This is a genomic window from Streptomyces sp. NBC_00223, from assembly GCF_036199905.1.
In the GTDB taxonomy this organism is placed as follows: domain Bacteria; phylum Actinomycetota; class Actinomycetes; order Streptomycetales; family Streptomycetaceae; genus Actinacidiphila.
The window spans coordinates 3,327,395-3,351,216 of sequence record NZ_CP108109.1; the positions used below are offsets into that span (position 1 = coordinate 3,327,395).

A 23,822-nucleotide genomic window follows, 5' to 3' on the forward strand; every position below is an offset into this window, starting at 1 on the left:
TGCCGAACACAAGTGGTTACGCTGAGTATTTCGTCCGTGTCGGAGGGGAGGGAACGGTCATGGTCACGGTGCAGAACTGGTCCGGAAAAGAGGCCCGGCTGCTGCGCGCGGCGATGCGCATGAGCATCCGCGACTTCGCCGCACACCTCGGCGTCAGCGACCGCGTCATCTCGAAGTGGGAGGCAGGCGGCGAGGGTTACTGTCCCCGCCCCGACTCACAGGCGGTCCTGGACACCGCGCTGGCCCGCTCCACCGACGAGACCCGCGTCCGATTCGCCGAAGCGCTGGGCCGACCGACGGCTGCGGCCCCGGGAACCGGCCGGATACGCGTCGACTCGCACAAGTTCCTACCGGTCTTCATCGGCGCCGAGCAGGCACGACGTCTACGGGCCGAGATGGGCGAGAGATCGGCCGACAGTTGGCTGGAGTCCTCATCGGCACGCCTTGAACACTCGGACAAGCGGACGACATGCACCCTGCTCGTCTACGCCTGCGGGGTGGCCGTCTTCCACCTCGTCCAGCCCCAGGTTCCGGATTCCCTCACCGATCTGGCCGTGTGGCGGTACCGCTCGTACGTGACAGACCTGCCCTGGGCAGGTGCAACGCTACGGGACCTTCTGGGCTGGGACCCTGGTGCGCAACTCCATCCGGAATACGTACTGTCGCTCTATTGGGTCACGTCCGGTCCCTGGGCCGTCGGCGCCGAGTTCGATACCGCCCTGCGGTTGCTGTCCACCCCGTCCGTACTGGTCGACCGCGGTGCGGCGACCGGGCCCTCGCCGCTCCACCAGTCCGTTGAGGAGTCGCTGCTCACCACGGGCTTCGACCACCCGGACATCGTCTCCTTCGGCGTCCGCGGCGTCTCCACCGGTTACGCCGGCTGGTCCGGAGTGGCCTACGCCGCTCACTCGCGCGAGCGCAGCCTCACCATCGACGAACTCATCGCCTGCGAACTCACAGTCCAGACCCTGTGGTGCTTCTCCCGCCAGATCCAGAAGCTCGTCGAAGACGGCGAGGACCCCTCGACCCCCGACGACTTCGGCTGGCGCTTCCTTCGCGCCGCCTATTCCCGTCTCACGACGGCCCGCGCCCAGGAGACAGCGCAGCATGTCCTGATGCGAGAGGCCATCATGAAGACAAGCGGACTCGCAGAACGGCTGCGAGCCGCGCAGGACGCCCTCCGGGACAGCGTCGGCTGACGACAGGAGACACCGCACATGGACATCGACCGCGCGGCCCTGATCGCCATCGACACACAGAACGGCTTCACCAACCACCACAGCCGGCACGCGATCCCCGTCATCTCGGGCTTGGTCGGTCGCTGGTCCGCCGCAGGCCTCCCGGTCGTCTTCACCCGCTACCACAACTACCCGGACAGCCCCTTCGAGCGTTTCTTCGGTTGGACCCGACTCCAGCACTCACCCGAAACCGACATTGTCCCAGAGTTGGCCGAGTACGCCGCGGCCTCGAACGCCGTCCTCGACAAGTTCGGATACTCCCTGTTCACGGAAGAGGCGACCGAGCTGATCCGGGAAGCGGGTTGGACCGACCTCGTCTTCTGCGGCATCGCCACCGAAAGCTGCGTCCTGAAGTCCGCCGCCGACGCCTTCGAACGCGGCCACACCCCCTGGATCGTCACGGACGCCTCGGCCAGCGACGCCGGCCCCGCCGTCCACGACGCGGGCCTCCTCGTAGCACGCCGCCTCATCGGCCGCAGACAGCTCGTCACGACCGACGACGTCCTACGGGAACTGGCCCCCAGGCTCCAAGAGCCGGTGTTGGAATAGACGCTATGGAAGCGAACCCACGCCCCGGCAACAGCACCGACCTGATCATCGTCGGCGGGGGTCCCGCCGGATGTGCGGCAGCCCTGATGGCCGCAAGCGTCGGAATGCGGTCGGTCCTGATCGAGGCCGATGTTCTCTGCGCCAAGCTCCGACAATTCTCGGCAGTCAACAACGTGGTGGGCGGCTATGCCAGCGGGCCCGAACTCGCCGCCGTAATCGCGAAGGACATCACCCGTAGCGACCTCTGCAATGTCGAACTCGGCGTACGGGCCACCGAGATCCACGCCTCCGACGACCGCGTGAGCGTCACTCTCGACACCGGCGGCAGATTGACCGCGCCCTACGCCGTCGTGGCGACCGGCGTAGGACCACTGTCGGCAGTCGACGTGCCTTGGTTGACCACCCCCGACGACACTCTTCTGCCCACTCTCTGGGGAGCGAAGGTGGCCGACACTGACCACGGATGCCACCTCGTACTGGGCGCCGACCGCCCACTGGGCACCCTCCTGCGCGCCCACCCCACCCTCGAAGCGACGGTCTTGGTGGCGTACCCGCCGCAGGACGACTACAAGGTCCACGAGGTACGCGACGACCCCCGGGTCGCCCTTCTTCCTGTGACGAGCCTCGCCGTACACGTCGGCGGAGATGCAGCGTTCACCGCCGAATGGACGGACCGGCAAGGGCAGCCCGGCACCCGAACCGCCGACGCCGTCTACCTCAACCTGGGGAGCACCCCCACTCCCCCCGCAGGCGCCGTCATTTCGGACAACACCGGCTATTGTCCGCCCGACCGCCAACACCCCCGTGTCCTGACCGCCGGCGACCTCCGCTCCTCCCGCTTCCAGCGCATCATGGCCGCGACCGGCTCCGGCAGCGAGGCTGCGCTCCGTGCCTACTACGCCTTGCATAGCTTGACTGCGGCGGCATCAAGCCGTCCCGGATATTGACCCGTTGGGCGGTGGTCGTCACGAGGCCGACCCCGCCTTGAGAGGCGGCCCGGCCGTCGGGTCCGGGCAGGTGGTCCGGCGACGTGTCACCTGCGGCCGGGGCAGTGCGCCCGCTGCGGGGGGCGGGGTCAGTGGACCAGGAGGATGGCGATCCGGGCGGCGGCCCAGCGCAGCGCGAAGGCGCCCAGGAGCAGCAGATACGCCACCGGGACGAGGAGATCCGCGCCGAGATGGCCCAGCGAGGGGCCGCGGACGAGTTCGATGCTCTGGTACAGCGGCAGGCACTCCACCACGATCTGGAGCCACCGGGGGTAGACGCCCAGCGGGTAGAAGGTGGTCGCGAAGAGGAACATCGGCAGCATCGCCAACTGGATGAACTGGAAGTCCTGCCAGGTGCGCAGATAGCTGACCACCACCAGTCCGACCGAGCAGAACGCGAAGCCGATGAGTGCCGCGCCCGGGATCACCAGCAGGATGGCCGGCGAGTGGGCCAGACCGAGGACGCTCACCACGATCAGGAACCCGACGGTGATCAGAGTGCCGCGGACCACCGCCCACATGGCCTCGCCGAAGGCGATCTGCCGGGGTGACATGGGGGTGGCCTGGATCGCGTCGTAGGTGCGGTTCAGCTTCAGCTTCGCGAAGAGGTTGAACGTGGTCTCGTTCATGGCCCCGTTCATCGCCGTGGTGGCGAGCAGCGCCGGGGCGACAAAGGCGGAGTACGACACCTGGGCGTCGCCGAACCGGGTGGTGTGGCCGACGAGTTCGCCGATCCCGACGCCCACCGAGAGCAGATAGAGAACCGGCTCGAAGACCTCGGCGAGCAGCAGGTACCAGGTGTGCCGGTAGATCATCAGATTGCGTTCGACCATGTGCCGGGCCCCGGCGAGCAGCCCCTCGGGCCCGGGAACGGCGGCGTTAGCGGTCGTGGTGCTGGTTGTCGCGGTCACGGTGTCGCCGCGCCTGCCTTTCGACGTCCGGTCGGTTCGCCGACGTGCGGGTCGGCCGGGCGCACCGCCCGGTCGGCCCGCACGTCAGCCGTGGAGATGACGGGTGTAGGTGCGCCGTCCGATCAGCACCCCGGCGGTCGCCATGGCGACGAGATAGAGGAGGTGCACGGTGGTGGGACCGGCCGAGGCGGTCGAGAGAGCGATGCTCCGGCACAGTTGGATCCCGTGGTAGAGCGGGGTCGCCATGACGACGGCGTGCAGCCAGCCGGGCAGTTGGTCCGGCGAGTAGAAGGTGCCGGAGAACATGTAGAGCGGCAGCAGCACGAAGCGGAAGACACCGTTGATCCGGGTGAACTGGGTGACGGTGACCGCCCAGGCGGCCAGCGGGGCGGCGAAGGCGCAGCCGACCAGGGTGGCGACGGGCAGCAGCAGCAGACTCCGCTCCCAGGGCACCGCTCCGGCGACGGTGGCGACGAGGAGGAAGGCGAGGGCGCCGGAGGCGACGCGCATCGCCATGAAGAGCAGATGCCCGGCGAAGATGTCCGAGGGCCGCATCGGAGTGGCCGCCGCCGCCCGGTAGTTGCCGCGCGCGCGGGTGGACTGGAAGACCGGTCCCGCCGAGTCGACGAAGGCGTTCTGCATGGCGGCGGCGGCCAGCAGACCGGGGGCGAAGAAGTGCAGATACGGGGTGCCGTGCAGATAGTCGCTGCCGCCCTGGTTGACGAGTTTGCCGAGGCCGGCGCCCATCGCGGCGAGGAACAGCAGGGGGTTGGCCACGCTGACCACGACCGTGCCGCGCCAGGTGCGCCGGTAGCGGTGCAGCCAGTAGCCGAACTCCCTTAGCGCGGGCGGCGGTACGCGAGGGGCGGCGGCGCCCGGCCGGGCGCCGCCGAGGGGTGGGGCGGCGGGGCTGGAGGTGAGGGACATCGGGGGCCTTTCGGCGGCGCGGTGCGGGCGTCAGTCGATGAGGGCGTCAGTCGATGAGGGTGCGGCCGGTGAGAGTCAGGAACACGTCCTCCAGGCCGGCCCGCCGTACCAGGGCGGTGAGCGGGGAGATGTCCAGCGCGTGCACGGCGGCCAGCGCCGTCTCGCCGTCCTCGCAGTACAGCAGGGTGCGGTCGGGCAGGACTTCGACGCGGTCGCCGAGCGGCGCGATCTTCTCGGTCATGACCTGCTGCTCCGCCGGGGAGAAGCGCAGTTCGAGCACCTCGCGGGTGGCGTGCGCCTCGATCAGCCCGCTCGGGGAGCCCTCGGCCACGAACCGCCCGCCGTCCATGACGACGAGGCGGTCGCACAACTGCTCGGCCTCGTCCATGTAGTGGGTGGTGAGGACCAGGGTGACGCCGTCCGACTTGAGCTGGTACAGCCGCTCCCACAGCAGATGCCTGGCCTGCGGGTCGAGGCCGGTGGTGGGTTCGTCGAGCAGCAGGATCTCGGGTTCGTTGATCAGGGCGCGGGCGATGGTCAGCCGTCGGCGCATGCCTCCGGAGAGCGCCTCGACCCGGGCGTCCGACTTGTCGGTCAGCCGGGCGAACTCCAGCAACCGCGCGGCGCGTTCGCGGATCACCGGGCGGGGCAGGCCGAAGTAGCGTCCGTAGATCAACAGGTTCTCGCGGACGGTGAGTTCGGTGTCCAGGGTGTCGTCCTGCGGCACGACGCCGATCCGGGCGCGGATCGCGGCACCCTCCTCGGCCGCCTCCAGGCCGAAGATCCGCAGGGAGCCGCCGCTGCGCGGCGAGACGCACGCGATCATGCGCATGGTGGAGGACTTGCCGGCGCCGTTGGGGCCGAGGAAGCCGAACGCCTCGCCGCGGCGCAGTCGGAAGTCGATGCCGTCGACCGCGGTGAAGCCGGTCTCGTACGTCTTGCGCAGGTCGTGCGCCTCGACCAGGAAGTCGGCTGGGGGCTGCGTCATGTTCGCGTTCTCTCACTCGTGTGGTGTGCGGCCGGAAAGCCGGCGGGGTACGGGGTCGCGGCGATCGGCCCCGCGGGGCGCGGGCGCGTGACGCGCCGGGGCCCGCCGGTCTGCCGCCGCGGCCGGGAGGCGTGCCGCCCGCCGATCGGCCCCGCAGGGCGCGGGCGCGTGACGCGCCGGCCCCCGCCGGTCTGCGGCCACGGCCGGCAGGCGTGCCGCCCGGCCGCCCCGGGGTCCTCGCGGCCGGTGACCACCGGAGTGTCCGGGGATGGGCCGGGCCGACTCGGCGGGCCGGCCGTCGCACCGGCGCCGGAGCCCGGGCCGACGGCGGTACGGGCCGGCCCCGGGGTGGTGGTCTCCATCCGGCAGCGGGGGGGCGCCGGGGGCGGCGCAAGCCCGGGTCCCGTGCACACCGGCGACATCGGGCAGGACGCCGGGGCCCGCGCAAGCCCGGGTCCCGTGCACACCGGCGACATCGGGCCGGACGCCGGGGCCCGCGCAAGCCCGGGTCCCGTGCACACCGGCGACATCGGGCAGGACGCCGGGGCCCGCGCAGGCCCGGGTCTCATGCGCACCGGCGACATCGGGCAGGACGCCGGGGCCGGCGCAAGCCCGGGTCTCATGCGCACCGGCGACATCGGGCAGGACGCCGGGGCCCGCGCAGGCCCGGGTCTCATGCGCACCGGCGACGTCGGGCCGGGCGAATCCGGGGCCGCTCACGAACAGCACGCCGACCGGTCCGGGGTCAGCCGCCATCGACGGCCGCATCCACTGCGGGCCGGGCCGCGGGGGCCGGCCGGTGCCGGGCCAGGAAGGGGAGCACCTGGTCGAGGAAGGGGCCGGGCGCCTCCGCGTGCACCCCGTGCCCGGCCGGCACGGTGACGAAGGTCCCGTACGGCAGCAGCTCGGCCATCGCGGCGATCTCGTCCTGCGGCAGGTGGCTGGCCGGACCGCCGCCGATCACCAAGGCGGGTACGGGGGTCGACGCCAGGCCGGCCCGCCAGGCCGGGTCGGGCGCGTTGACCTGCCGGATGATCCGGCCGACGGCCCGCCGGTCGTACGGGCTGGGCGCGTCGGAGGCGGACGGGACCGGGCGGTCCAGCGGGATCGGCGGCGGGGGCTCCTCCAGCACCATCGCGCGGACCCGGGAGGGCGCGAGCGCGGCCAGCAGGTAGGCGATCACCCCGCCCAGCGAGTGGCCGATCACGGTGACCTCGGCGAGGCCGGCGTCGTCGAGGTAGCCGAGCACGTCGTCGCGCATCAGCTCGAACGAGTACTCCCGGGACCGGGGGCTGGCGCCGTGGCCGCGCAGGTCGGGGATGTGCAACCGCCAGGACTCCGCCAGCGCGGGCGCGACGCCGTCCCAGTCCTCACCGCTGCCCGTCAGCCCGTGCAGCAGCAGCAGGGGCGGCGCGTCGGACGCCCCGACGACCCGGCCGGCCAGCTCGATCCGGTCACCGCTCATGGCTCAGCTCCTCCAGGGTGGGGTCGGCGGACGTGGCGGCCAGCACCAGCAGATCCTCCAGCCGTGCCAGGAAACCGGCCGCGTCCACGCCGGGCAGGAAGCGGCGGTCCTTGCACAGCCGCAGCACACAGCGCGGCCGCACGTCGTGGAGGAAGACAAAGAACTTCGAGTCCATCTGGCGCCCGGCGTACGGCAGTTGGCGCAGCTCGGTGTCCGCACGCGCGGCCCGGATCTCGTCGGCGTCCGGCGGAAGCTCGCCGGGCGGCGCGGTGGTGACACCGCGGCCGGTGATGATGTCGTTGAAGAAGCAGTAGCTGCCGGGGGTGAAGCCGCGGGCGCGGGCGGCCTCGGCCACCGTCGCCTCGACCTGCCGGGGGTCGGCCTCGCAGGTGCGCAGAGCGCTGAGCGTGGCGGTGGAGACCCGGGCGAGGTAGTCGTCGAAGCGCCCGGGCGAGGTGTCGGTACGGATCAGCGCGTTCTGGTTGAAGGCGCCGACGAGCTCCTGGTCGTGCGGTTTGAAGCGGGTGGCCGTCAGGCTGCGCAGCAACGGGTGGTCCTCGCCGGTGAGCCGGGCGAGCAGCAGGCCGATCGAGCCGAGGACGACGGCGGAGGGTCCGACGCCGGACCGCGCCGAGACCCGCTGGACCGCCGTACCGAGCGCCCGCGAGTCGATCGACGCCCAGGCCAGATCGGCGTCCCGCGGCGTCGGGAGGTGTTCCAGGGTGGCGCGTGATCCGGTCTCGACGGCGCGCCGCCAGTGCGACAGGGTCCGCCCCGAGCGGGCCAGTCCGGCCTTGGACTCCTCGAAGTCCCTTCGCTCCAGGGGCTGTTGGGCGCGCGGCGGAAGCTCGGCGGCGGCGCCGTCGCGCAGCAGGGCGTCGAAGTCCCGCAGCACGATACGGAAGCTGCCGCCGTCCACCGCCATGTGCGCGATCACCAGCACCACGGCGTGGGCCGTACCGCCGTGGCCGACGACAGCGGCCCGCACCGGCAGTTCCTCGCCCACCGCGAAGGCATGGCCGCCGAGTTCGGCCGCGAGGCGTTCGGCGGTCAGGTCCGCCTCGGCCGCGGAGCCGGCCTGGTGGACCGGGACGTCCAGCCGGGCCTGCCGGTGGACGTGCTGCTCCAGGACGCCGTCGGTGTCGGTGTAGGTGCTGCGCAGCGATTCATGACGGAGCATCAGTAACCGCAGGGCGTCCGCCGCGTCCGGCACCGATCTGCCGTCGGGCACCGGGCGGACCGCCACCTGGTTGAGCGACGCGGTGTCGGGGTGCAGCCAGCGCAGGACGTCCCAGATGGCCACCTGACCCCATGTCATGGCCGCGCTTCCGGCTCGCTCCGCGTCCGCTGCCACCCGGAGGGATACGGCGGTTTCCACTGATGTGACCCACTTTCGACGAGATGGCGCGAAAGGACTGGGAGTCACGCAAGGAAAGCAGTTGATCTACGCAACTGCAAGACTTTTTCACGCGGATTCCACATGACAAGATGGTGGAGATCGTCAAAGCGCGCGCGGTTATGTCGAATGGATGACAGTTCCCCGAATGCCAACTCCCGCATATATGCACGCTGATCTGCGGTGATGTGATCTTCCCCCGAAGATCGGGCCTCGGACTCCCCCGCTGATGACCGTCTCCCCGGCAGCGCAAGCTCTTGCGCGCCGATGGGACGGCGGCTAGCGTCCCGCATCGAGCAGCCCCCGGACCGGGGGCACGGCTCCTCGCCGGCCCGTCCCTCACTCGGGGAAGTCGCTGCCGGCCGTCGCACTCACGGGGGAGGCACTGCCGCGTGCAGGAAATCACCGCAACGCACCGCAGACATGTCGTCCGGTCGGCCAACGGTGACCGGCCCGGACCCTTACCCATCTGGCACCGGCTGGCGGTCACCCCGGCCGCCCCGGTCCGCACCCAACGCCCCCTGCCCGCGCCCGAGGCGCTGCGGCGGGCCATGGCGGTCGTCGGCCTCGCCACCGGCGGCGCCGCTCCCGGCACCCGGGCGGCGCCCTCGGCCGGCGGCATCTACCCGTACGAACTCCATCTGCTGGTGCGCGAGAAGGCCGGCCCGCCCGTCCTCTACCGGGTGGACCCGGCGGCCAGGACCATCGAGCTGATACCGGTCGCCGCCGCGACCGTCCCGGGTTCAGCCACCGGAACCGACCCCGGCCCGGACGACGGCCCCGGCTCCGACTCCGACGACAGCCCCGACCCCGAAGACGGCCCCGACCCCAACGACGGTCCCGACTCCGGCTACGAGGCGGCGCGCCACGCCGTCCCGGCCCACGGCGCCCTCGTCGTCCTGGCCGCCCGCCCCTGGCTGTCGATGCGCAAGTACGGCGACCGGGGCTATCTCTACACCCAGTTGGACACCGCGCACGCCGCCGCGGCCCTCGGGCTGGCCGCCGCCGCGCTCGGCGTCCCGCACCAGGTCAGGCAGCGCCCGGACACCCGTCTGTGGCGCGGCCTGCTCGGCGAGGCGCTGGACACGCGCGAGGTGCACTCCACCGTCGTCTTCCGCCTGCCGGCGGCCGGCCCCGCGCCGTGGAACTGGGAGCTGTACGAAGCCCCGCTCCCCGCCTCCCGGGCGCCGCAGTGGCTGGAGCGTGCCAACTGGGACGCGCTCGGCCTGCCCGACGACGGCCCCGCCGCCACCGCCGACGCGACGGCCCTCCCGAGTCCCGACCGGTCCGCGCCGAACCCGCTACCGACACCGGAACCGGCACCGACCCCGGCACCGATACCGACACCCGGGGAGTCACGAGAGCCCCGGGCGCCGCTGCCCCCGGTGACCCCGCAGACCATCGCCGCCCGCCGCTCCGCGTCCTCCTTCGTCGGCGCCCCGCTCCCGCCGGGCGCGCTGCGCCGCGTCCTCGACCGCCTGCGCACCCCGCCCGCCACCGATCTGCCCGCCGACGGAACGCCGTTGGGCGTCACCCTCCTGCTGCTCGACGACACCGCCGACCCGCAGGCGCCCCCCGGCACCCCGGAGGTCGCCGTACGGCGGTCGGCGCACACCGGCCGCGACCGTATCGAGGACGCCTTCCTGGGCCAGGCCCAACTGTGCGGCGCCCGCGCCGTCGTCCTCTTCCACGCGCCCTCCGCCGCCTTGACCGACCGGGATGCCGGGCCCTTGCGCGAGGCCGCCTTCCGGGCCGGTTTCCTCGGGCAGTTGGTGTACCTGGGCGCGACCGAGGCCGACGCCGGGGTGACCGGCGTCGGCGGATTCGACTCCGCGCGCTGGCGGGAGCTGGCCGGGCTGCCGGCCGGCCACGAGGTGGTCTACCTGGTCGCGCTCGGCACGGCGGGCCACCCGGCCGGCGGCAAACTCGACCGCGCCGAACCCGCCTACGCCCACGGGGAGAGGTGACGGCCGTGCTCGCCGACGTCCTGACCGAACACCTCGGCCGGCACCGGGACCGTACCGCCGTCACGGACCGGCACACCTCGCTGTCCTACGCCGACCTGCTCCGGGCGGCCGGGCAGGCCGCCGACGAGATCCGCCGGCGCACGGCCGGACGCGACCGGCCCCGGGTGGGGATCACCGCCCGCAACTCCGCCTCCTACCTGGTCGCGTACGTCGGCGCCGTACTGGCCGGCGCCGTGCCCCTGCTGATCGACGCGGCCACCGGTGACACCGAACTGGCCCGGCTGGACGAGGACTGCACCCCGGACCTGCTGGTGCACGACCGCGCCCCCGGCCCGGCCGACCTGCCGCTGCCCGGCGCCCCGGGGCTGGCCGTCACCGTGCGGCCGGAGCGGGCCCGGGCGTACCCGATGCGGGACGACACCGCCGTCTGCCGCTTCACCTCGGGGACCACCGGCAAGCCCAACTGCATCGAGTTCAGCGGCCGGGCGGTGCACGCCGCCGCCGCCAACTGGGCCGCAGGCACCGGTCTGAGCGGCGAGGACCGGATCATCTGCTTCGCCGGGCTCTCCAACGGGCTGGCGTTCAACACCTCGCTGCTCGCCGCGTTCCTCACCGGCGCCCGGCTGCACCTGCCGCACGGGCTGCCCACCGCGGGCCGGGTCAGCCGGGAACTGCGCGGGGCCGGCGCCACCCGGCTGGTGGCCTTCCCCGCCCTGTACGACGCCATCGCCCGCCGGGACGGACCGGACGACGCCTTCGCCGGGATACGGCAGGCGATCTCCTCGGGCGCGCCGCTCAGCGCGGCGACGGCCGCCCGCTTCCACGAGGTGACCGGCCTGGTCATCGCCGACTACTACGGCATCGCCGAGACCGGCCCGCTGACCTTCGCCGCCGAACCCGGCCCCGGGGCGGGCCTCGGCTCACCACTGCCGGGCGTCGTCCTGCGCGCCGGCGACGGCGGGGCGCCGGCCGGCGTCCGGGTGCGCAGCGAGTCGATGGCCTCCCGCTACCTCAACGCGCCCGGTCTGCTGGAGTCCCGGATCGGCGCCGACGGCCTCTACGACACCGGCGACCAGGGCGTCCTGCGCGACGGCCGGCTGTTCCTGACCGCCCGCAGCACCCGCATGGTGAACGTCGCCGGCCGCAAGATCGACCCGGTCGAAGTGGCAGGCGCGCTGCGGGAGATCCCCGGTGTGGACGACGCGGTCGTCCTGGAGGCGGTGGACCGGCACGGGCAGACGGCGCTGGGCGCGGTGGTCGCCTCGGCGGTGCTCGACACGGCGGCCGTCCGCGCAGCCGCGCGCGACCGGCTCACCGCGCACAAGGTGCCCAGCCTGCTGCGGGTCGTCCCGCGCATCCCGGCCGGGGCCATCGGCAAGCCCTCCATGGCCGAACTCCGGTCGCTGCTGGGGGAGAAGACCGAGCCGGCGGCCGTACCCGGTACACCTCCCGGTCCGTTCCGTTCCGCCGAGTCACAGGAGAGGCACGCATGACCGCCATCGATCCGAAGATGTCCGCGCGCATCCGTCAACTGGTCGTCGAGTCCTGCGAGTCGGAGATCACCGAGGAGGACTTCCAGGTCTCGGAAGGGGCGCTGTCCGCGCTCAACTACACCTCTCTCGCCTACATCCGGCTGCTGGACGCCATCGAGAACGAGTTCGGCGTCTACATCGACCTGGAGACCACCGACCCGCGGCTGACCTCGGTGGGCGGCATCACCGAAGTGGTCGCCGAGGAGCTGGCGGCGGCGAATGCGTGACGGGAGCCGCGACCCCGAGCCCCTGACCCTGGGCGTGGTCGGCGCAGGACGGCTGGGCTCCGCCGTCCTGCGGGCCGCCGCCGAGCAGTCGGTGCCGGTCCTGCTCACCGCGACCGCGACCGACGGCTGGACGGTACGCGAGCGCCCGGACGTCCTGATCGACGCGTCCGCCCCCGCCGCCCTCGACGAGGTCGCCGCGTACTGCCGGACGACCGGCACCCCGCTGGTGAGCTGTGTCTCCCACACCGCCCCGGCCGCGCTGGACACGCTGGCGGCGCTGGCCGCGCAGGTGCCGGTGCTGTACGCCGTCAACCTGGCCTTCGGTCACTACCTCCAGGGCCGCTTCATCGAGCTGGCCAGGACGCTGCCGCGGGCCGCCGGCGCCGCCACCGCGGTCGGCGACCGGCACCCGCCGCGCAAGGCGGCCCGCCCGAGCGCCACCGCCCTCCGGCTGGCCGACCGCTGGTCGGCGCACGGCGCGCCCCGGCCCGAAGTCGCCTTCGTACGCGGCGGCTCCGAGGTCAGCGACCACGAGATCACCTGGACCTGGCCGGACGGCGAGTCCGTCACCGTCCGGCACTCGGTCACCTCGCTGGCCGCCCCGGCCGGCGCCGCGCTGGCCGGCGCCCGCTGGATACGGCACCGGCCGCCCGGTCGGTACTCCGTCGACGAGCTGTACGACGAACGTCACGCGGCGGCCGGGGACGTCCCGGGGCCTCCCACCGGCCGGTGCGCCACGGACGCACCGCGCCCGGCGGCCGGGGACCTCCCGGGGCGCTGGCCCGCGGACTCACCGGATTCCGTCGGGACCACCGGAGCGCGCACATGACCGACCGCCTCGCCGCCCAACTCGCCCTCGGCGCACGGATGCTGTCCCTGGACGGGCACGACGACTTCAACCAGGGCCAGATCTCCGCCCGCCGGCCCGGCGCCGACGTCTTCCTCATCAAGAACGCGCTGTGCGGCTTCGACGAGGCCACCCCCGACGACGTGGTGACCGCCTCCGTCGACCACACCGCGCCCGCACCGAAGAGCGCACCACCCGAACTCCCCCTGCACCAGGCGATCTACCGGGCCCGGCCGGATGTGAACGGCATCGTGCACAGCCACGCGCCGTACACCCTGGTCTTCGGAGCGACCGACCTCGCGCTGCGTCCGCTGTCGCACGACGGCGCGTACTTCACCGGCTCGACCGCGCTGTTCACCACGACGAGCAACACCGTCCTGGACATCGCCACCGGCGACCTCATCGCCAAGGAACTCGCCGGCAACGAAGCCGTCTTCCTGCGCAACCACGGCGGGGTGGTGGTCGGCAAGAGCGTCCGGCACGCGGCGATCTTCGCGCAGGTGCTGGAGCGGGCCTGCCGGCTGCAACTGCTCGCCGAGACGTCCGGGGCGCCCTACACCTCGTCCACCGCCCTCGATGTCGCGGCCAAACGGGACTTCATCTACGCCGACCTGTCCGTGCGGTCGTACTGGGACTACGCGGTGCGCCGTGTGGCGCGCCACTGGCCCGAGGCGGCCGGCTGGCTGTCCGTCCGGCCGGCCTCCTGACAGGGGGCCGCCCGCGCACCCCCGAACCGGGCCGCGAGGCCGGAACCCGGGCCGGCAGACCGGAAGGCAAGAACCAGGCCGTCACCCGGCCGAAAGGAAGGCCCGTATGAAGTACGACGACGAGTTGCCCACGCCCGAGGCGGCCGACCTCCTCGCCCTGACCGCCGACCTCGCCGACCGCGAACTCGCCCCGCGCGCCGCCGCGTACGAGGCCCGCGGCGAATTCCCGCGCGAGGTGATCGAACTGCTCGGCAAGGCCGGGCTGACCTCCCTGCCGTACCCGCGGGAGTACGGCGGCGGCGGTCAGCCGTACGAGGTGTATCTGCGGGTGATCGAACGGCTGGCCTACCGCTGGCTCGCGGTCGCCGAGTCGGTCCATCTGCACGTCGTCGCCTGCTACCCGACCGCCGCGCACGGCACGCCGCGGCAGCGCGAGGAGTTGCTGCCCGGGATGCTCGACGGGTCCCGGATCGGCGCGGTGTGCCTGTCGGAGGCCGCGGCCGGCTCCGACCTGGGCGCGATGTCCACCAGGGCGGAGCCGGACGGCGACGACTATCTGCTGCGCGGCACGAAGAGCTGGACCACCCACGCGGGCGTGGCCGGCTTCTACAACGTCTACTGCCGTACCGGCGGACCCGGCATCGGCGGGATCTCCTGCCTGCTGGTCGACGCGGACACCGAGGGCGTCCATCCGCAGCGGCCGGAGAAGAAGATGGGGGTGAGCGCGCTGCCCACCGCGCAGATGGTCTTCGACGGCGCACGGGTCCCCGCGTCGCGGCTGATCGGGCGGCGCAACCGCGGCATCGTGGTGGCGAGCGCGGGCTTCGACCTCGCCCGGCTCGGCATCGCCGCCTGCGCGGTCGGGCTGGCCCGGGCCGCGCTCGACTACGCCGTCGCCTACGCCAAGCAGCGCGAGCAGTTCGGCAGCGCGATCATCTCGTTCCAGGGCATCGGCTTCCTGCTCGCGGACCTCGCCACCCAGGTGTCGGCGGCCCGCGCGCTGCTGCTGTCGGCCGCCCGGCTGCGCGACCGCGGCCGGCCCTTCTCGCTGGCGGCCTCCCAGGCCAAGCTGTTCGCCACCGACACCGCGATGCGGGTGACCGTCGAGGCGGTGCAGGTACTCGGCGGCTACGGCTATGTCACCGACCACCCGGTCGAGCGCTGGATGCGCGAGGCCAAGCTGCTCCAGATCATCGAGGGCACCAACCAGATCCAGCGGCTGGCGATCTCGCAGGCGCTGTGACACCGACCGGTCCCGCCCGCGTCACCGCCGCCCCCGTCCCCGTCCCTGTCCCCGAACCACCACGGCCGACCCCTCCGCGCGCCGAGCGCCCGACCGCCGGCCCGACCGCCCGACCGCCCCGACAGCCCGGCCCCGCGCAGCCGCGGACCGGACCACCGAGTCAAGAAAGCAGGGCACCCCATGACCGCGCACCTCGCCTTCGGCGGCTTCATGTCCCCACTCCACCCACCGGGCGAGGACCCGACCTTCCTCTTCGAGCGGGACCTCCGGCTCGTCCAGCTGATGGACGAGTTGGGGTACGCCGAGTGCTGGGTCGGCGAGCACCACTCCGGCGGCTGGGCGACGATCGGCTCACCGGAGATCTTCATCGCCGCCGCCGCGGAACGCACCAAGCACATCCGGCTCGGCTCGGGCGTGACCGCGCTGCCGTACCACCACCCGTTCATGGTGGCCGAACGCGCGGTCCAGCTCGACCACATGACCCGGGGGCGGTTCATGCTCGGCGCCGGCGCCGGCTCCCTTGTCTCGGACATGTACATGTTCGGCATCTCCCCCGAGGAGACCCGCGCGCGCGCCGCCCAGTCGCTGGAGACGGTGCTCGCCCTGCTGGACGGGGCCGAGCCGGTCACCCGTATCGAGAACTGGTTCCAACTCCACGAGGCACGGCTCCAGTTGCAGCCCAGGACCAGGCCCCGGATGGAGGTCGCCACCTCCAGCGCGTTCTCCCCGCTGGGCATGCGGCTGGCCGGGCGGCTCGGCGTCGGCCCGATGTCGCTGGCCGCTCCCCCCTTCGGCGCGGCCCGGCCCGGTATCGCCCAGGGCGCCGCCTCGCTGGCCGCGCAGTGGCAGCACGCCGAGGAGGCGGCGGCCGAGGCCGGCCGCACCGCCGACCGCTCCACCTGGCGCATCGTGCTGCCGGTGCACGTCGCCGAGACCCGCGAGGAGGCGTTCGCCCAGTTCGCGCCGGGCTGGACGATGTTCCGCCGGAAGTACTACTCGGCCACGCTCGGCGTACCGGTGGCGACCTCGGACGTCGGCGCCCGCAAGTCCCTGGAGGCCACCGTCGAGTCGCTCGGCGCGATCGTCGGATCGGTGGACGACTGTGTGGCCGCCATCGAGCATCTGCGGGACGTCACCGGCGGCTTCGGCAAGCTGCTGATCACGCTGCACGACTGCGCCTCCCGGCATGACGAGGAACGCAGCCTGGAGCTGTTCGCCCGCTACGTGGCGCCCCGGTTCAACGGCTCGCTCGACAGCGTCACCGGCTCCAACACCTGGGTCGGCGAGAACAAGTCCCGCTTCCAGAACGCCCACTTCGCCGCGTTGAAGCAGGCGGAGGCCGGCCTGGCCGGCGGCGGGCAGGTGCGCACCCGGGGCGTCGGCCTCGGCGAGACCCAGGGCGCGGCCCCGAGCGCCCCGGCCACCACCTGATATGACGGCGGACCCGGCCGCGGTCGCGGCCACGGAGCAAGGGGTGAGCCCGGAGCAGGGGGTGACCCCGGCGGCGATGCGCGAGGCGATGCGGCTGCTGCCGACCGCCGTCGCGGTGGTCTCCGCCGGGCAGGACGGCACCCCGTACGGTCTGACGGTCGGATCGTTCTTCAGCCTCTCCCTCGACCCGCCGATGATCGGCTTCGGGGTGCGCGCGCAGTCCGTGAGCTGGCCGAGGATCGCCGCCCTCGGGCGGTTCCGGGTCAATGTGCTGAACGCCTCGCAGGCCGCGGTGAGCGCCGCCATGGCACGTTCGGGCTCCGCCAAGTTCCAGGCGGTGGACTGGACCTGGTCGGCCCGCGGCAACCCGGCCGTCACCGGCGCGCTGCTGGGCGTCGAGTGCGCGCTGGACCGGGTGCTGGCGGCGGGCGACCACGTCCTGGTCACCGCGCGCGTCGAGGAGATGGACGTCGTGGCGCCGGACCTGCCGCTGGTCTGGTTCCAGCGCGGCTACCGCACGCTGGAGCGGCGGGCATGACCCAGGACACCCCGCTCAGCCCGCCGTTGCCGGTCCCGGACGGCGCCGGCGCCCGCCGTCCGGCCGTCCGGCGCCGACCGCCGGACCTCGGGCTGCTGACCGCCTGTCAGACCCTCTACCAGATCGCGGTGAGCGTCGATCTGACGCTCACCGCGATCGTGGGGATGCGGCTCGCGCCCACCATGGCGCTGGCCACGCTCCCGCTCACCCTGATCACGGTGATCGGGGCGGTGGCCGCGGCGGCGGCCGGCGTGCTCATCCCCCGGTTCGGCTACCGCGCGGTGATGCTGGCCGGCAGCGGCGCCGCCGTCATCGGCGGCTGCGCCTCGGCCGCCGCCGTGCACAGCCGGTCCTTCCCGCTGCTCTGCGTCGGCACCTCCCTGGTCGGCCTGCACAAGGCGAGCGGCGCCTACTACCGCTATCTCGCCGCCGACCGGGCGGTCCCGGCCCGTCGCGGCCGGGCGCTGGCCACCGTGCTGGCCGGCGGGGTCGTCGCCGCGCTGGCCGGGCCGTTCCTCGCCACCGAGAGCAGCATGTGGTTCAGCACCGAGTTCATCGGGTCGTATCTGGTGGTGTCCCTGGCCTCGGCTCTCGTCCTGCCGCTGATCGCGCTGCTGAGCGCGACTCCTGGCGAACCCGCGAACTCCCCGGCCCGGCTCCGGCCGCCGCCGGCGCCGCTGCGGCCGGCCCTGGGCACGGTGCCGTTCCGCCGGGGCCTGGCGGCGCTCGGCTACGGGGGCACGGTGATGACCCTGCTGATGGCCACCGGCCCGATGGGCAGTCAGCAGGCCGGGCACACGGTGGCGCAGGGCGCCATGGTCATCCAGTGGCACATGGTCGGGATGTTCGCGCCGTCGTGGTTCACCGGCCGGCTCAGCACCCGCTTCGGACCGCGCGCGGTCGCCCTGGCCGGCGCGCTCGTCCTGGTGGCGGGCACGGCGGTGGGCGCGGCGGGTACGGCCATGCCGCTGCTGATGGCGGCGCTCGGACTGGTGGGCGTCGGCTGGAATCTGCTGTACGTGGCGGGCAGCGGCTTCGTCGTCCAGTGCTACCCGCAAGGGCGCGGCAGCCGGATCCAGTCGGCCGTCGAGGGCGCCACGGCCTGCGTCAGCGCCGCCGCCTCCCTGAGCGCGGGGTATCTCTTCACCCGTATCGGCTGGTCGGGCGCCAATCTCGCCATGCTGGCCCTCAGCGCGTTCGCCTGCCTGCACTTCCTGCGCCGGACCCGGGCCTGACGTCCCGCCGGCTTCGTACGACCGGCCACCGGGACCGCCGTCGGGCACACCGCCCGGCGGGGGGCTCCACCGGCAGCTTCGTACGGTGCCGTCGGCCGCCGGGACCGCCGTCGGGGGTCAGCGCGCCTGCGCCTCCTGGTCGCGCAGCGCCTGCTCGACGGCGTCCCGCACCCGCGCCTCCTCGCCCAGCTTGCGGCGTGTCCGACCCCGGCGGGCGAGTACGAACGCCCCGACGGCAACGGCGATCAGCACGACGACCAGCAGCGCCAGCGTCCACGGCACCGCCGCGGTGTGCGCCGTGGCCCGGACCGGGTCGAGCGAGGTCGTGGTGCCCGACGCGTCGGTGAGCCGGGGCGTCAGCGTGACGGTCGCGGCCAGCCTGACCGAGGGCGCCACGCCGTGCACGGGCACCTTCACCTGCCGGCTCTCGCCGGGCAGCAGCTCCGGCGGCGCGGCGACCTTGCCCGCCTGGGCCGACAGCCAACCGAAGGGGCCCGAGAGCGAGACCTTCTGGTCGGCCGACAGGATGGCGTTGCCCGTGTTGTGGATCGTGTAGCTGACGGTGGCGTCGCCCTTGGCGAACGGATTGGCCGAACCGTCGTAGTCCACATGGAGTTTCTCGACCGCGAGGTTCGGCTTGAGCGCGCCGCTGACCCGCAGCTTGACCTTGATGCCGAGCCGCCGGTCCACGTTGATGCCCTCGGCGTTGTCGGGCTGCGTCAGGGAGGTGAGGATGCCGCCGACGTAGTCGCCGGGGGTGGCGTTGGCCGGGACGGTGGCCGTGAAGGGGACGTCGGCGGACTTACCGGGCTTGATCTCGACGCTGTCGCTGCCCGTGTGGACCCAGGCGCCGATCGCGACGGACTTCTTGTCCTTGGGGAGCAGGTCGAGCCGGCCGGCGTCGGTCGTGAAGCCGTCGGCGGCGTAGACGGTGAGCCGCAGCGGGTCCTTGCCGTGGTTGGCGACGACCATGGTGTCCTCGACCTTGCCGCCGGGGTTGACCGTGTAGCTGAAGCTGGAGCGGTCGGCGCCGTAGCTGTTGGAGGCCGTTCTGACCGTCCAGGCGACGGTGCCGTCCTCCGCGTGGGCGGGACCGGCCGCCAGGCCCGCGACCGCGAAGGCGGCGAGCAGGGCCAGGACGACGGTACGGACGAAAACCGCGGCGGTGGTCCGGCGCGTCACTGGCGTGTGCATCTGGTGGTCCTCGGTCGGTGCGAAGTCTGGAGAACCGGCGGGGCGGACACCCGAAGATGTCTGCCCCGCCGGGTGGAGCGGTCCGATCAGCTGCTGAGAGCGGTGATCGTGAGGGTGGCGCGGTAGGCGCCCTTGTCGACGTTGCCGGGGATCTTCAGATCCAGGTCGGCGCCGAGCTTGGCGGTGCCGCGGGCGTGGCCCTGGTCGGCCCAGCCGAGACCGCGCGAGACGGACAGGCCGGGGCCGTGGTCGTCGTAGGCCGAGCCCACGGGACCGCTGGCCTTGGCACCGGCGCCGGCCGCGACCACCTGCGGGGTCCAGCCGAGGTACGCGCCGGAGAACTTCTTGTCGCCGTCCTTGAAGTCACTCACACCGGCCGAGATCGACCAAGGGGCGAGCGAGCGGCGGCTGTCGGTGACGACGATCGGGTTGATGTGACCCGTCGCCTCGAAGTAGTCGCCGTCGTGGTCCTCGGCGGTGCCGAGGTCCACCAGGCCGTTGTAGCCGTCGATCGTCCAGCCGAACTCACCGGGGGGCGCGTCCGGCACGTTGACCTGGAGGTCCTGGCCGGCGCCGTGGTACGGGTGCACGGTGACCTTGTCGACGAGCGAGCCGACCGGCTGGCCGGCGGGGGTGTTGGCGCACACCAGGCCGCGCTCCACCGCCGCGTTCGGAGCGGCGCAGGTGCCGCTGCGGACGTTCTCGACGACGAGCTTGTCGTTGCGCACCTGGACCTTGACGTAGGTCCGGACGTGCTCCTGGTTCTCCACCGAGTTGTACCAGTAGCTCTTCGGGTTCAGCGGGTCGGCGCCGTTGCCCGCGCCGCTCGTACCGCTGTTGTCCGGGTTCGTGATGTCGTAGTACTTCGAACCGGAGGCCGAGTTGGCCGTCACGTACAGCACGCCGCCGGGGCCGGGGAAGACATCGGCCGCGCCGGGCTGCTCGGTCGGGTCCTGCTTCTGGCCGTTCTTGATCAGGTAGCTGCGGGAGTAGCTGTGGTCGTGGCCCTGGAGCACCAGGTCGACACCGAGCTTGGAGACGGCGGTCGGGAAGTCGACCCGGCGCACCTTGTTGTCGCTGTCCTTGGCGTGGTCGGCCGGCGAGTAGATCGAGTGGTGGAAGACGAGCACCTTCCACTTGGCCTCGTTGCCGTGCTGGTTGACGACGTCGGAGATGTACGACAGGTGGGCCGCGTCGCCGCCGCCGCCCTGCGAGGTGGCGTAGCTGTTGCTGTTGATGTCGATGAACAGCACATCCTTGTAGATGTACCAGTAGTCACCGCCGGACGTGTTCGACTTCGGGTCGCCGTTGGAGTACAGCGGCGCCGAGCGGTCGGTGTTCGGGGTGTAGAGGTGCTGCTCGTAGGCCTTGCCGCCGACGTCGTGGTTGCCGATGGTGGCCGCCCACGGGTACTGGCGCAGCTTGTCGGGCGCCAGGAAGGCGTTCCACTGGGACTCGGTGTTCGCGGTCTCGACCTGGTCACCGCCCGAGACGAGCAGTTCGGCGTTCGGGTTGGCCGCGAGCGACACGTCCAGGGTGTCCTGCCAGCCGGCCTGGTCCTTCGCCACATCGCCGGACGAGCCGATCTGCGGGTCGCCGAAGAACAGGAAGTCGTAGTTGCCCTCGAAGTCCTGCGTCTTGAAGGAGTACGCCGTGGACCAGCTGCCCTCGGTGCCGACACGGTACGAGTACGCCGTGCGCTCCTTCAGGCCGGTGATCGTCGCGTGACGGTTGAAGCCGCCGCTGGTGGCGATGTTCGCCGCGCCGGCGGCGTCGAAGGTGGCCGCGTCGGCCGGGAACTCGCCGTTGACCACCGAGGCGGTCGGGGCGACCTGGATCTTCTGCGCGGTGTCGGCCGAGGAGTACCACGTCACGGTGCGCTGGGACTCGTTGGCGCCCACACCGAGGATGATGCCGGTGATCGAGGTGGACTCAGCGGCGCCGGCGGAGGCCGCCGTCAGACCGCTGCCGAGGGCCAGAGCCAGGCCCAGGACCGTCGCGGTGGCCCCGGTGGCCACGCGACGCCGCACAAGCCCGGGGGCCTGTACCGATGTGCTCAGTTTCATGGGTTTCGTTCCTCTTGTGCACAGGAGTGCGTGGAATGTCGGTCATCAAACTCACAGCACTGGGTAAACCGGACGTAAATACGGTCACGGGACCAGCTGAACAGCCAAGAGACCTGCGGACTTGCGGCTCTCAGACGCCGAACAGCCGTTGCACGAACCACACGAGCCCCATCGCCGCCACTCCCGCGGAGATCGCGCCGGTCGCCCAGAGGCCGACCGTCGGCGAGCGGTGCCGCAGCAGGGTCAGTACGGGGAAGACGAGGGCGATGAGCGCCAACTGCACGGTCTCGATGCCGACGTTGAACACCAGCAGGGATCCCAGCAGGGTCCATGACCAGGCCGAGTCGATCCCCAGCGCGCCCGCGAAGCCCAGACCGTGCACGAGGCCGAAGCAGAACACCACCCCGAGGCGGGTCCAGCCCGCGCGGTCCAGGCCGAAGTGGCCCTGTGTCACCGTCTCCAGCTCGGTGGCCCGGTCGCCGCGCCGCCAGATCCGCCACAGGTACCAGCCGGCGACCACCGCGATCGACAGCGCGATGACCGGCTCCACGACCCTCGACGGCACGTCGACCACACCGAGGGCGGCGAGCATGAACGTCACCGAGTGCGCGAGCGTGAAACTCGTGGCCGCGAGCACGATCTCGCGCGGCCGCCGTGACCCGGCGATGAGCGCGAGCAGGAAGAGGATGTGGTCGATCCCGGTCAGCAGATGCTCGGCGCCCAGGCGGAAGAACTCCCAGAACCACGCGTACCACGGCTGACCCATCGAGAAGGACGGATGCGCGGCGTCGAGCGCGGCGCTGCCGGAACGGCCGTCGAGGTCGTAGGTGACGATCGTCTTGGTGCCGGTGACGTACTTCTCCGCGTCGGGGAACAGCCCGCTGCGCACCCGGTGGTCGTCGCCCCGCCCCGAACAGGCCCAGTCGAGCAGCAGATCGGCGTACGGTACGCCGTCGCGCCGGCCCATGGTGAAGTCCCCCACGCGGGTGGGCGTGCAGTCCTCGCCGTCGGAGCTCACGGAGAAGCGCTTGGTGACGTAGGTGACGGCCGACTTCGCGTGGTCGTTGAGCGCGGCGGCCTGCGCGGCGGTGTCACCTGCCTCGAACGCGGCGTTCCCGGTGCGGAAGAGGGCGTCGTCGCCCTCGAAGTCGGCGGTGGAGACGACGAAGAGGTCGTATTCGAGTTCCAGCTTCGTCCGTACGCGGTCGTCGTCACCCGCGGTGACATGGACGTACACGGCCGAGGTGAAGCCATGGGCGGACGCCGGTTGAGCGGTGCTCAGAAAAGCGATCAGCGCCGCGGTGATCCCGATGACGACGCGGCGGACACGTGGGGACATGTTGCTCCTTCGGTTGCGAGAGCACCGTCCATGGCACGGGTGAACGAAGACCGGCCCGTCGGCGAACTGCGGAAGAACATGCGTGCGGACAGGGCCCGCGAACGGAAACGGCGGCGATTCTGAGCGCAGGATGGGGACACGGCATCCGCCACCGAACGTTTTCCGCCACCGCGCGTCGTCGGCGATCCGGCCTTCCGGCGCCCCGACCTGGCCCGCACCGCCATGCCGTACCCGCTTGTCCGTACTCGCTTTTCCGCCACCACCCCGGAGGACGATCGCCTTGCGCCCCCCGCTTCGGGCCGTCGCCACGCTGGCCGCGGCCACCGCCCTGATGACCGGCTGCGGCTCCGGCGACGACTGGTCACGGCCGCACCCCGAGCCCAGCGCCGTGGGCACGCTCGGCCCCGGATTCGTCGACCGCGCCCATCTGCCCGCCCCCGAGGCGACGATCACGCCGGCGCCCGGCTCCTGGGCGGGGGTTCACCCGTCGAAGGGCTACCGCGTGGTCCTGCTCACCACGGGTGACGACCGTCCGACCAGGACCCTGGTGGCGGCGGTCAAGGACTGGGCCTCGGAGGAGCACGTCGACCTCAGGACCGTGGTCGCCGACGGCCCGTCCGACCTCGTGCCCGCCGTCACCAAGGCCATGGAGCTGGGCCCCGACCTCATCGTCAGCGCGGGCAACGACCTGATCGACGCCCTCGCGATGGTCACCCCGAACCATCTCTCGCAGCAGTTCCTCGTCGTGGGCGCGGAGTTGGCCGAGCCCACCCACAACGTCACGGCCGTCGACTGGTCCGGCGCGTCGTTCCGCGGCGAAGGGCTCGGCATGTCCTCGACCTATGACGCCGCCTCGTTCACCGCCGAGCACTGCGCGGACGCCGTCAGGGCGGGTACCGCGGCCGTGCTCAGCAAGCTGACGGGCATCGTGATCTGGCTCGACAAGGACGCCGCCTAGAGCCTCGCTGGGGGCACGCCGGACCGCCCCGACCGGACCACCTTGGCCAGGTGGTCCGGTCGGGGCGGTCCGGTCGTC

Annotated in this window: 21 protein-coding genes; 13 read left to right on the forward strand and 8 right to left on the reverse strand. The window is 72.5% G+C overall.

All coding sequences use genetic code 11. From position 1 onward, the window contains the following. Positions 1 to 119: 119 nt before the first annotated feature. From OHA30_RS13905 to OHA30_RS13915, 3 genes are read left to right on the forward strand one after another with little or no spacing between them, the layout of a single operon-like run. Positions 120 to 1,199 (forward strand): helix-turn-helix domain-containing protein, encoded by a 1,080-nt coding sequence (locus OHA30_RS13905; protein ID WP_443045130.1) that lies wholly within the window; start codon positions 120 to 122, stop codon positions 1,197 to 1,199. Between the two features lie 18 nt (positions 1,200 to 1,217). Continuing rightward, on the forward strand, positions 1,218 to 1,787 hold the full coding sequence (locus OHA30_RS13910; RefSeq protein WP_328914152.1) for a cysteine hydrolase family protein: 570 nt from the start codon (positions 1,218 to 1,220) through the stop codon (positions 1,785 to 1,787). A 5-nt stretch (positions 1,788 to 1,792) separates the two neighbouring features. Then, the gene (locus OHA30_RS13915; protein ID WP_328914153.1) at positions 1,793 to 2,734 is read left to right on the forward strand and encodes an FAD-dependent oxidoreductase; all 942 of its coding nucleotides are present in this window, start codon (positions 1,793 to 1,795) and stop codon (positions 2,732 to 2,734) included. 128 nt (positions 2,735 to 2,862) lie between these two features. Here OHA30_RS13915 and OHA30_RS13920 read toward each other — a convergent pair whose 3' ends face one another. From OHA30_RS13920 to OHA30_RS13940, 5 genes are all read right to left on the reverse strand, one after another. Beyond that, positions 2,863 to 3,684 (reverse strand): ABC transporter permease, encoded by an 822-nt coding sequence (locus OHA30_RS13920; protein ID WP_328914154.1) that lies wholly within the window; start codon positions 3,682 to 3,684, stop codon positions 2,863 to 2,865. An 84-nt stretch (positions 3,685 to 3,768) separates the two neighbouring features. Next, the gene (locus OHA30_RS13925) at positions 3,769 to 4,611 is read right to left on the reverse strand and encodes an ABC transporter permease (protein ID WP_328914155.1); all 843 of its coding nucleotides are present in this window, start codon (positions 4,609 to 4,611) and stop codon (positions 3,769 to 3,771) included. Positions 4,612 to 4,657: 46 nt separating this feature from the next. Beyond that, positions 4,658 to 5,599, reverse strand: coding sequence for an ABC transporter ATP-binding protein (locus OHA30_RS13930; protein ID WP_328914156.1), 942 nt, complete (start codon positions 5,597 to 5,599; stop codon positions 4,658 to 4,660). 745 nt (positions 5,600 to 6,344) lie between these two features. Further along, positions 6,345 to 7,064 carry an alpha/beta fold hydrolase gene (locus OHA30_RS13935; RefSeq protein ID WP_328914157.1) on the reverse strand — a complete coding sequence of 240 codons (720 nt, stop codon included), beginning with the start codon at positions 7,062 to 7,064 and terminating at the stop codon, positions 6,345 to 6,347. Further along, entirely contained in the window at positions 7,054 to 8,382 is a 1,329-nt protein-coding gene (locus OHA30_RS13940) for a condensation domain-containing protein (RefSeq protein ID WP_328914158.1), read from the reverse strand. The genes OHA30_RS13935 and OHA30_RS13940 overlap by 11 nt, the downstream gene beginning before the upstream one ends. A 470-nt stretch (positions 8,383 to 8,852) precedes the next feature. Here OHA30_RS13940 and OHA30_RS13945 point away from each other — a divergent pair, with 470 nt between their 5' ends. The 9 genes from OHA30_RS13945 (at position 8,853) to OHA30_RS13985 (ending at position 18,187) form a co-directional block, all read left to right on the forward strand. After that, on the forward strand, positions 8,853 to 10,427 hold the full coding sequence (locus OHA30_RS13945; protein ID WP_328914159.1) for a nitroreductase family protein: 1,575 nt from the start codon (positions 8,853 to 8,855) through the stop codon (positions 10,425 to 10,427). 5 nt (positions 10,428 to 10,432) lie between these two features. After that, positions 10,433 to 11,920, forward strand: a complete 1,488-nt coding sequence (locus OHA30_RS13950; RefSeq protein ID WP_328914160.1) for a class I adenylate-forming enzyme family protein — start codon at positions 10,433 to 10,435, stop codon at positions 11,918 to 11,920. Beyond that, positions 11,917 to 12,186 carry an acyl carrier protein gene (locus OHA30_RS13955; RefSeq protein ID WP_328914161.1) on the forward strand — a complete coding sequence of 90 codons (270 nt, stop codon included), beginning with the start codon at positions 11,917 to 11,919 and terminating at the stop codon, positions 12,184 to 12,186. The genes OHA30_RS13950 and OHA30_RS13955 overlap by 4 nt, the downstream gene beginning before the upstream one ends. Continuing rightward, a complete protein-coding gene (locus OHA30_RS13960) occupies positions 12,179 to 13,015 on the forward strand; it encodes a dihydrodipicolinate reductase C-terminal domain-containing protein (RefSeq protein WP_328914162.1) in 837 nt (278 codons plus the stop codon). The genes OHA30_RS13955 and OHA30_RS13960 overlap by 8 nt, the downstream gene beginning before the upstream one ends. Beyond that, positions 13,012 to 13,740 carry a class II aldolase/adducin family protein gene (locus OHA30_RS13965; protein ID WP_328914163.1) on the forward strand — a complete coding sequence of 243 codons (729 nt, stop codon included), beginning with the start codon at positions 13,012 to 13,014 and terminating at the stop codon, positions 13,738 to 13,740. Before OHA30_RS13960 ends, OHA30_RS13965 begins: the two co-directional genes overlap by 4 nt. 106 nt (positions 13,741 to 13,846) lie before the next feature. After that, positions 13,847 to 14,983: an acyl-CoA dehydrogenase family protein gene (locus tag OHA30_RS13970; protein ID WP_328914164.1), complete on the forward strand. Its 1,137-nt coding sequence runs from the start codon at positions 13,847 to 13,849 to the stop codon at positions 14,981 to 14,983. Positions 14,984 to 15,163: 180 nt separating this feature from the next. Then, positions 15,164 to 16,414, forward strand: coding sequence for an LLM class flavin-dependent oxidoreductase (locus OHA30_RS13975; protein WP_328914165.1), 1,251 nt, complete (start codon positions 15,164 to 15,166; stop codon positions 16,412 to 16,414). 43 nt (positions 16,415 to 16,457) lie between these two features. Beyond that, positions 16,458 to 16,952 (forward strand): flavin reductase family protein, encoded by a 495-nt coding sequence (locus OHA30_RS13980; RefSeq protein ID WP_328914166.1) that lies wholly within the window; start codon positions 16,458 to 16,460, stop codon positions 16,950 to 16,952. Next, positions 16,949 to 18,187 (forward strand): MFS transporter, encoded by a 1,239-nt coding sequence (locus tag OHA30_RS13985; RefSeq protein ID WP_328914167.1) that lies wholly within the window; start codon positions 16,949 to 16,951, stop codon positions 18,185 to 18,187. The genes OHA30_RS13980 and OHA30_RS13985 overlap by 4 nt, the downstream gene beginning before the upstream one ends. Before the next feature lie 117 nt (positions 18,188 to 18,304). Here the strand turns inward: OHA30_RS13985 and OHA30_RS13990 are convergent, their stop codons facing one another. From OHA30_RS13990 to OHA30_RS14000, 3 genes are all read right to left on the reverse strand, one after another. Then, positions 18,305 to 19,381, reverse strand: coding sequence for a WxL protein peptidoglycan domain-containing protein (locus OHA30_RS13990; RefSeq protein ID WP_328914168.1), 1,077 nt, complete (start codon positions 19,379 to 19,381; stop codon positions 18,305 to 18,307). A gap of 86 nt (positions 19,382 to 19,467) precedes the next feature. Further along, the gene (locus tag OHA30_RS13995) at positions 19,468 to 21,447 is read right to left on the reverse strand and encodes a metallophosphoesterase family protein (protein ID WP_328914169.1); all 1,980 of its coding nucleotides are present in this window, start codon (positions 21,445 to 21,447) and stop codon (positions 19,468 to 19,470) included. 130 nt (positions 21,448 to 21,577) lie between these two features. After that, a complete protein-coding gene (locus OHA30_RS14000) occupies positions 21,578 to 22,786 on the reverse strand; it encodes a HupE/UreJ family protein (RefSeq protein ID WP_328914170.1) in 1,209 nt (402 codons plus the stop codon). A 280-nt stretch (positions 22,787 to 23,066) separates the two neighbouring features. Between OHA30_RS14000 and OHA30_RS14005 the strand changes: the two genes are divergently transcribed. Further along, entirely contained in the window at positions 23,067 to 23,744 is a 678-nt protein-coding gene (locus OHA30_RS14005; protein WP_328914171.1) for a hypothetical protein, read from the forward strand. Positions 23,745 to 23,822: the final 78 nt, after the last annotated feature.

Coding starts and splice junctions, on each gene's coding strand:
- OHA30_RS13905 (WP_443045130.1), top strand. CDS start 120: ATGAGCATCCGCGACTTCGCCGCACACCTCGGCGTCAGCGACCGCGTC.
- OHA30_RS13995 (WP_328914169.1), bottom strand. CDS start 21,447: ATGAAACTGAGCACATCGGTACAGGCCCCCGGGCTTGTGCGGCGTCGC.
- OHA30_RS13935 (WP_328914157.1), bottom strand. CDS start 7,064: ATGAGCGGTGACCGGATCGAGCTGGCCGGCCGGGTCGTCGGGGCGTCC.
- OHA30_RS13940 (WP_328914158.1), bottom strand. CDS start 8,382: ATGACATGGGGTCAGGTGGCCATCTGGGACGTCCTGCGCTGGCTGCAC.
- OHA30_RS13965 (WP_328914163.1), top strand. CDS start 13,012: ATGACCGACCGCCTCGCCGCCCAACTCGCCCTCGGCGCACGGATGCTG.
- OHA30_RS13930 (WP_328914156.1), bottom strand. CDS start 5,599: ATGACGCAGCCCCCAGCCGACTTCCTGGTCGAGGCGCACGACCTGCGC.
- OHA30_RS13955 (WP_328914161.1), top strand. CDS start 11,917: ATGACCGCCATCGATCCGAAGATGTCCGCGCGCATCCGTCAACTGGTC.
- OHA30_RS13915 (WP_328914153.1), top strand. CDS start 1,793: ATGGAAGCGAACCCACGCCCCGGCAACAGCACCGACCTGATCATCGTC.
- OHA30_RS13970 (WP_328914164.1), top strand. CDS start 13,847: ATGAAGTACGACGACGAGTTGCCCACGCCCGAGGCGGCCGACCTCCTC.
- OHA30_RS13990 (WP_328914168.1), bottom strand. CDS start 19,381: ATGCACACGCCAGTGACGCGCCGGACCACCGCCGCGGTTTTCGTCCGT.
- OHA30_RS13975 (WP_328914165.1), top strand. CDS start 15,164: ATGACCGCGCACCTCGCCTTCGGCGGCTTCATGTCCCCACTCCACCCA.
- OHA30_RS13925 (WP_328914155.1), bottom strand. CDS start 4,611: ATGTCCCTCACCTCCAGCCCCGCCGCCCCACCCCTCGGCGGCGCCCGG.
- OHA30_RS14000 (WP_328914170.1), bottom strand. CDS start 22,786: ATGTCCCCACGTGTCCGCCGCGTCGTCATCGGGATCACCGCGGCGCTG.
- OHA30_RS13960 (WP_328914162.1), top strand. CDS start 12,179: ATGCGTGACGGGAGCCGCGACCCCGAGCCCCTGACCCTGGGCGTGGTC.
- OHA30_RS13985 (WP_328914167.1), top strand. CDS start 16,949: ATGACCCAGGACACCCCGCTCAGCCCGCCGTTGCCGGTCCCGGACGGC.
- OHA30_RS13910 (WP_328914152.1), top strand. CDS start 1,218: ATGGACATCGACCGCGCGGCCCTGATCGCCATCGACACACAGAACGGC.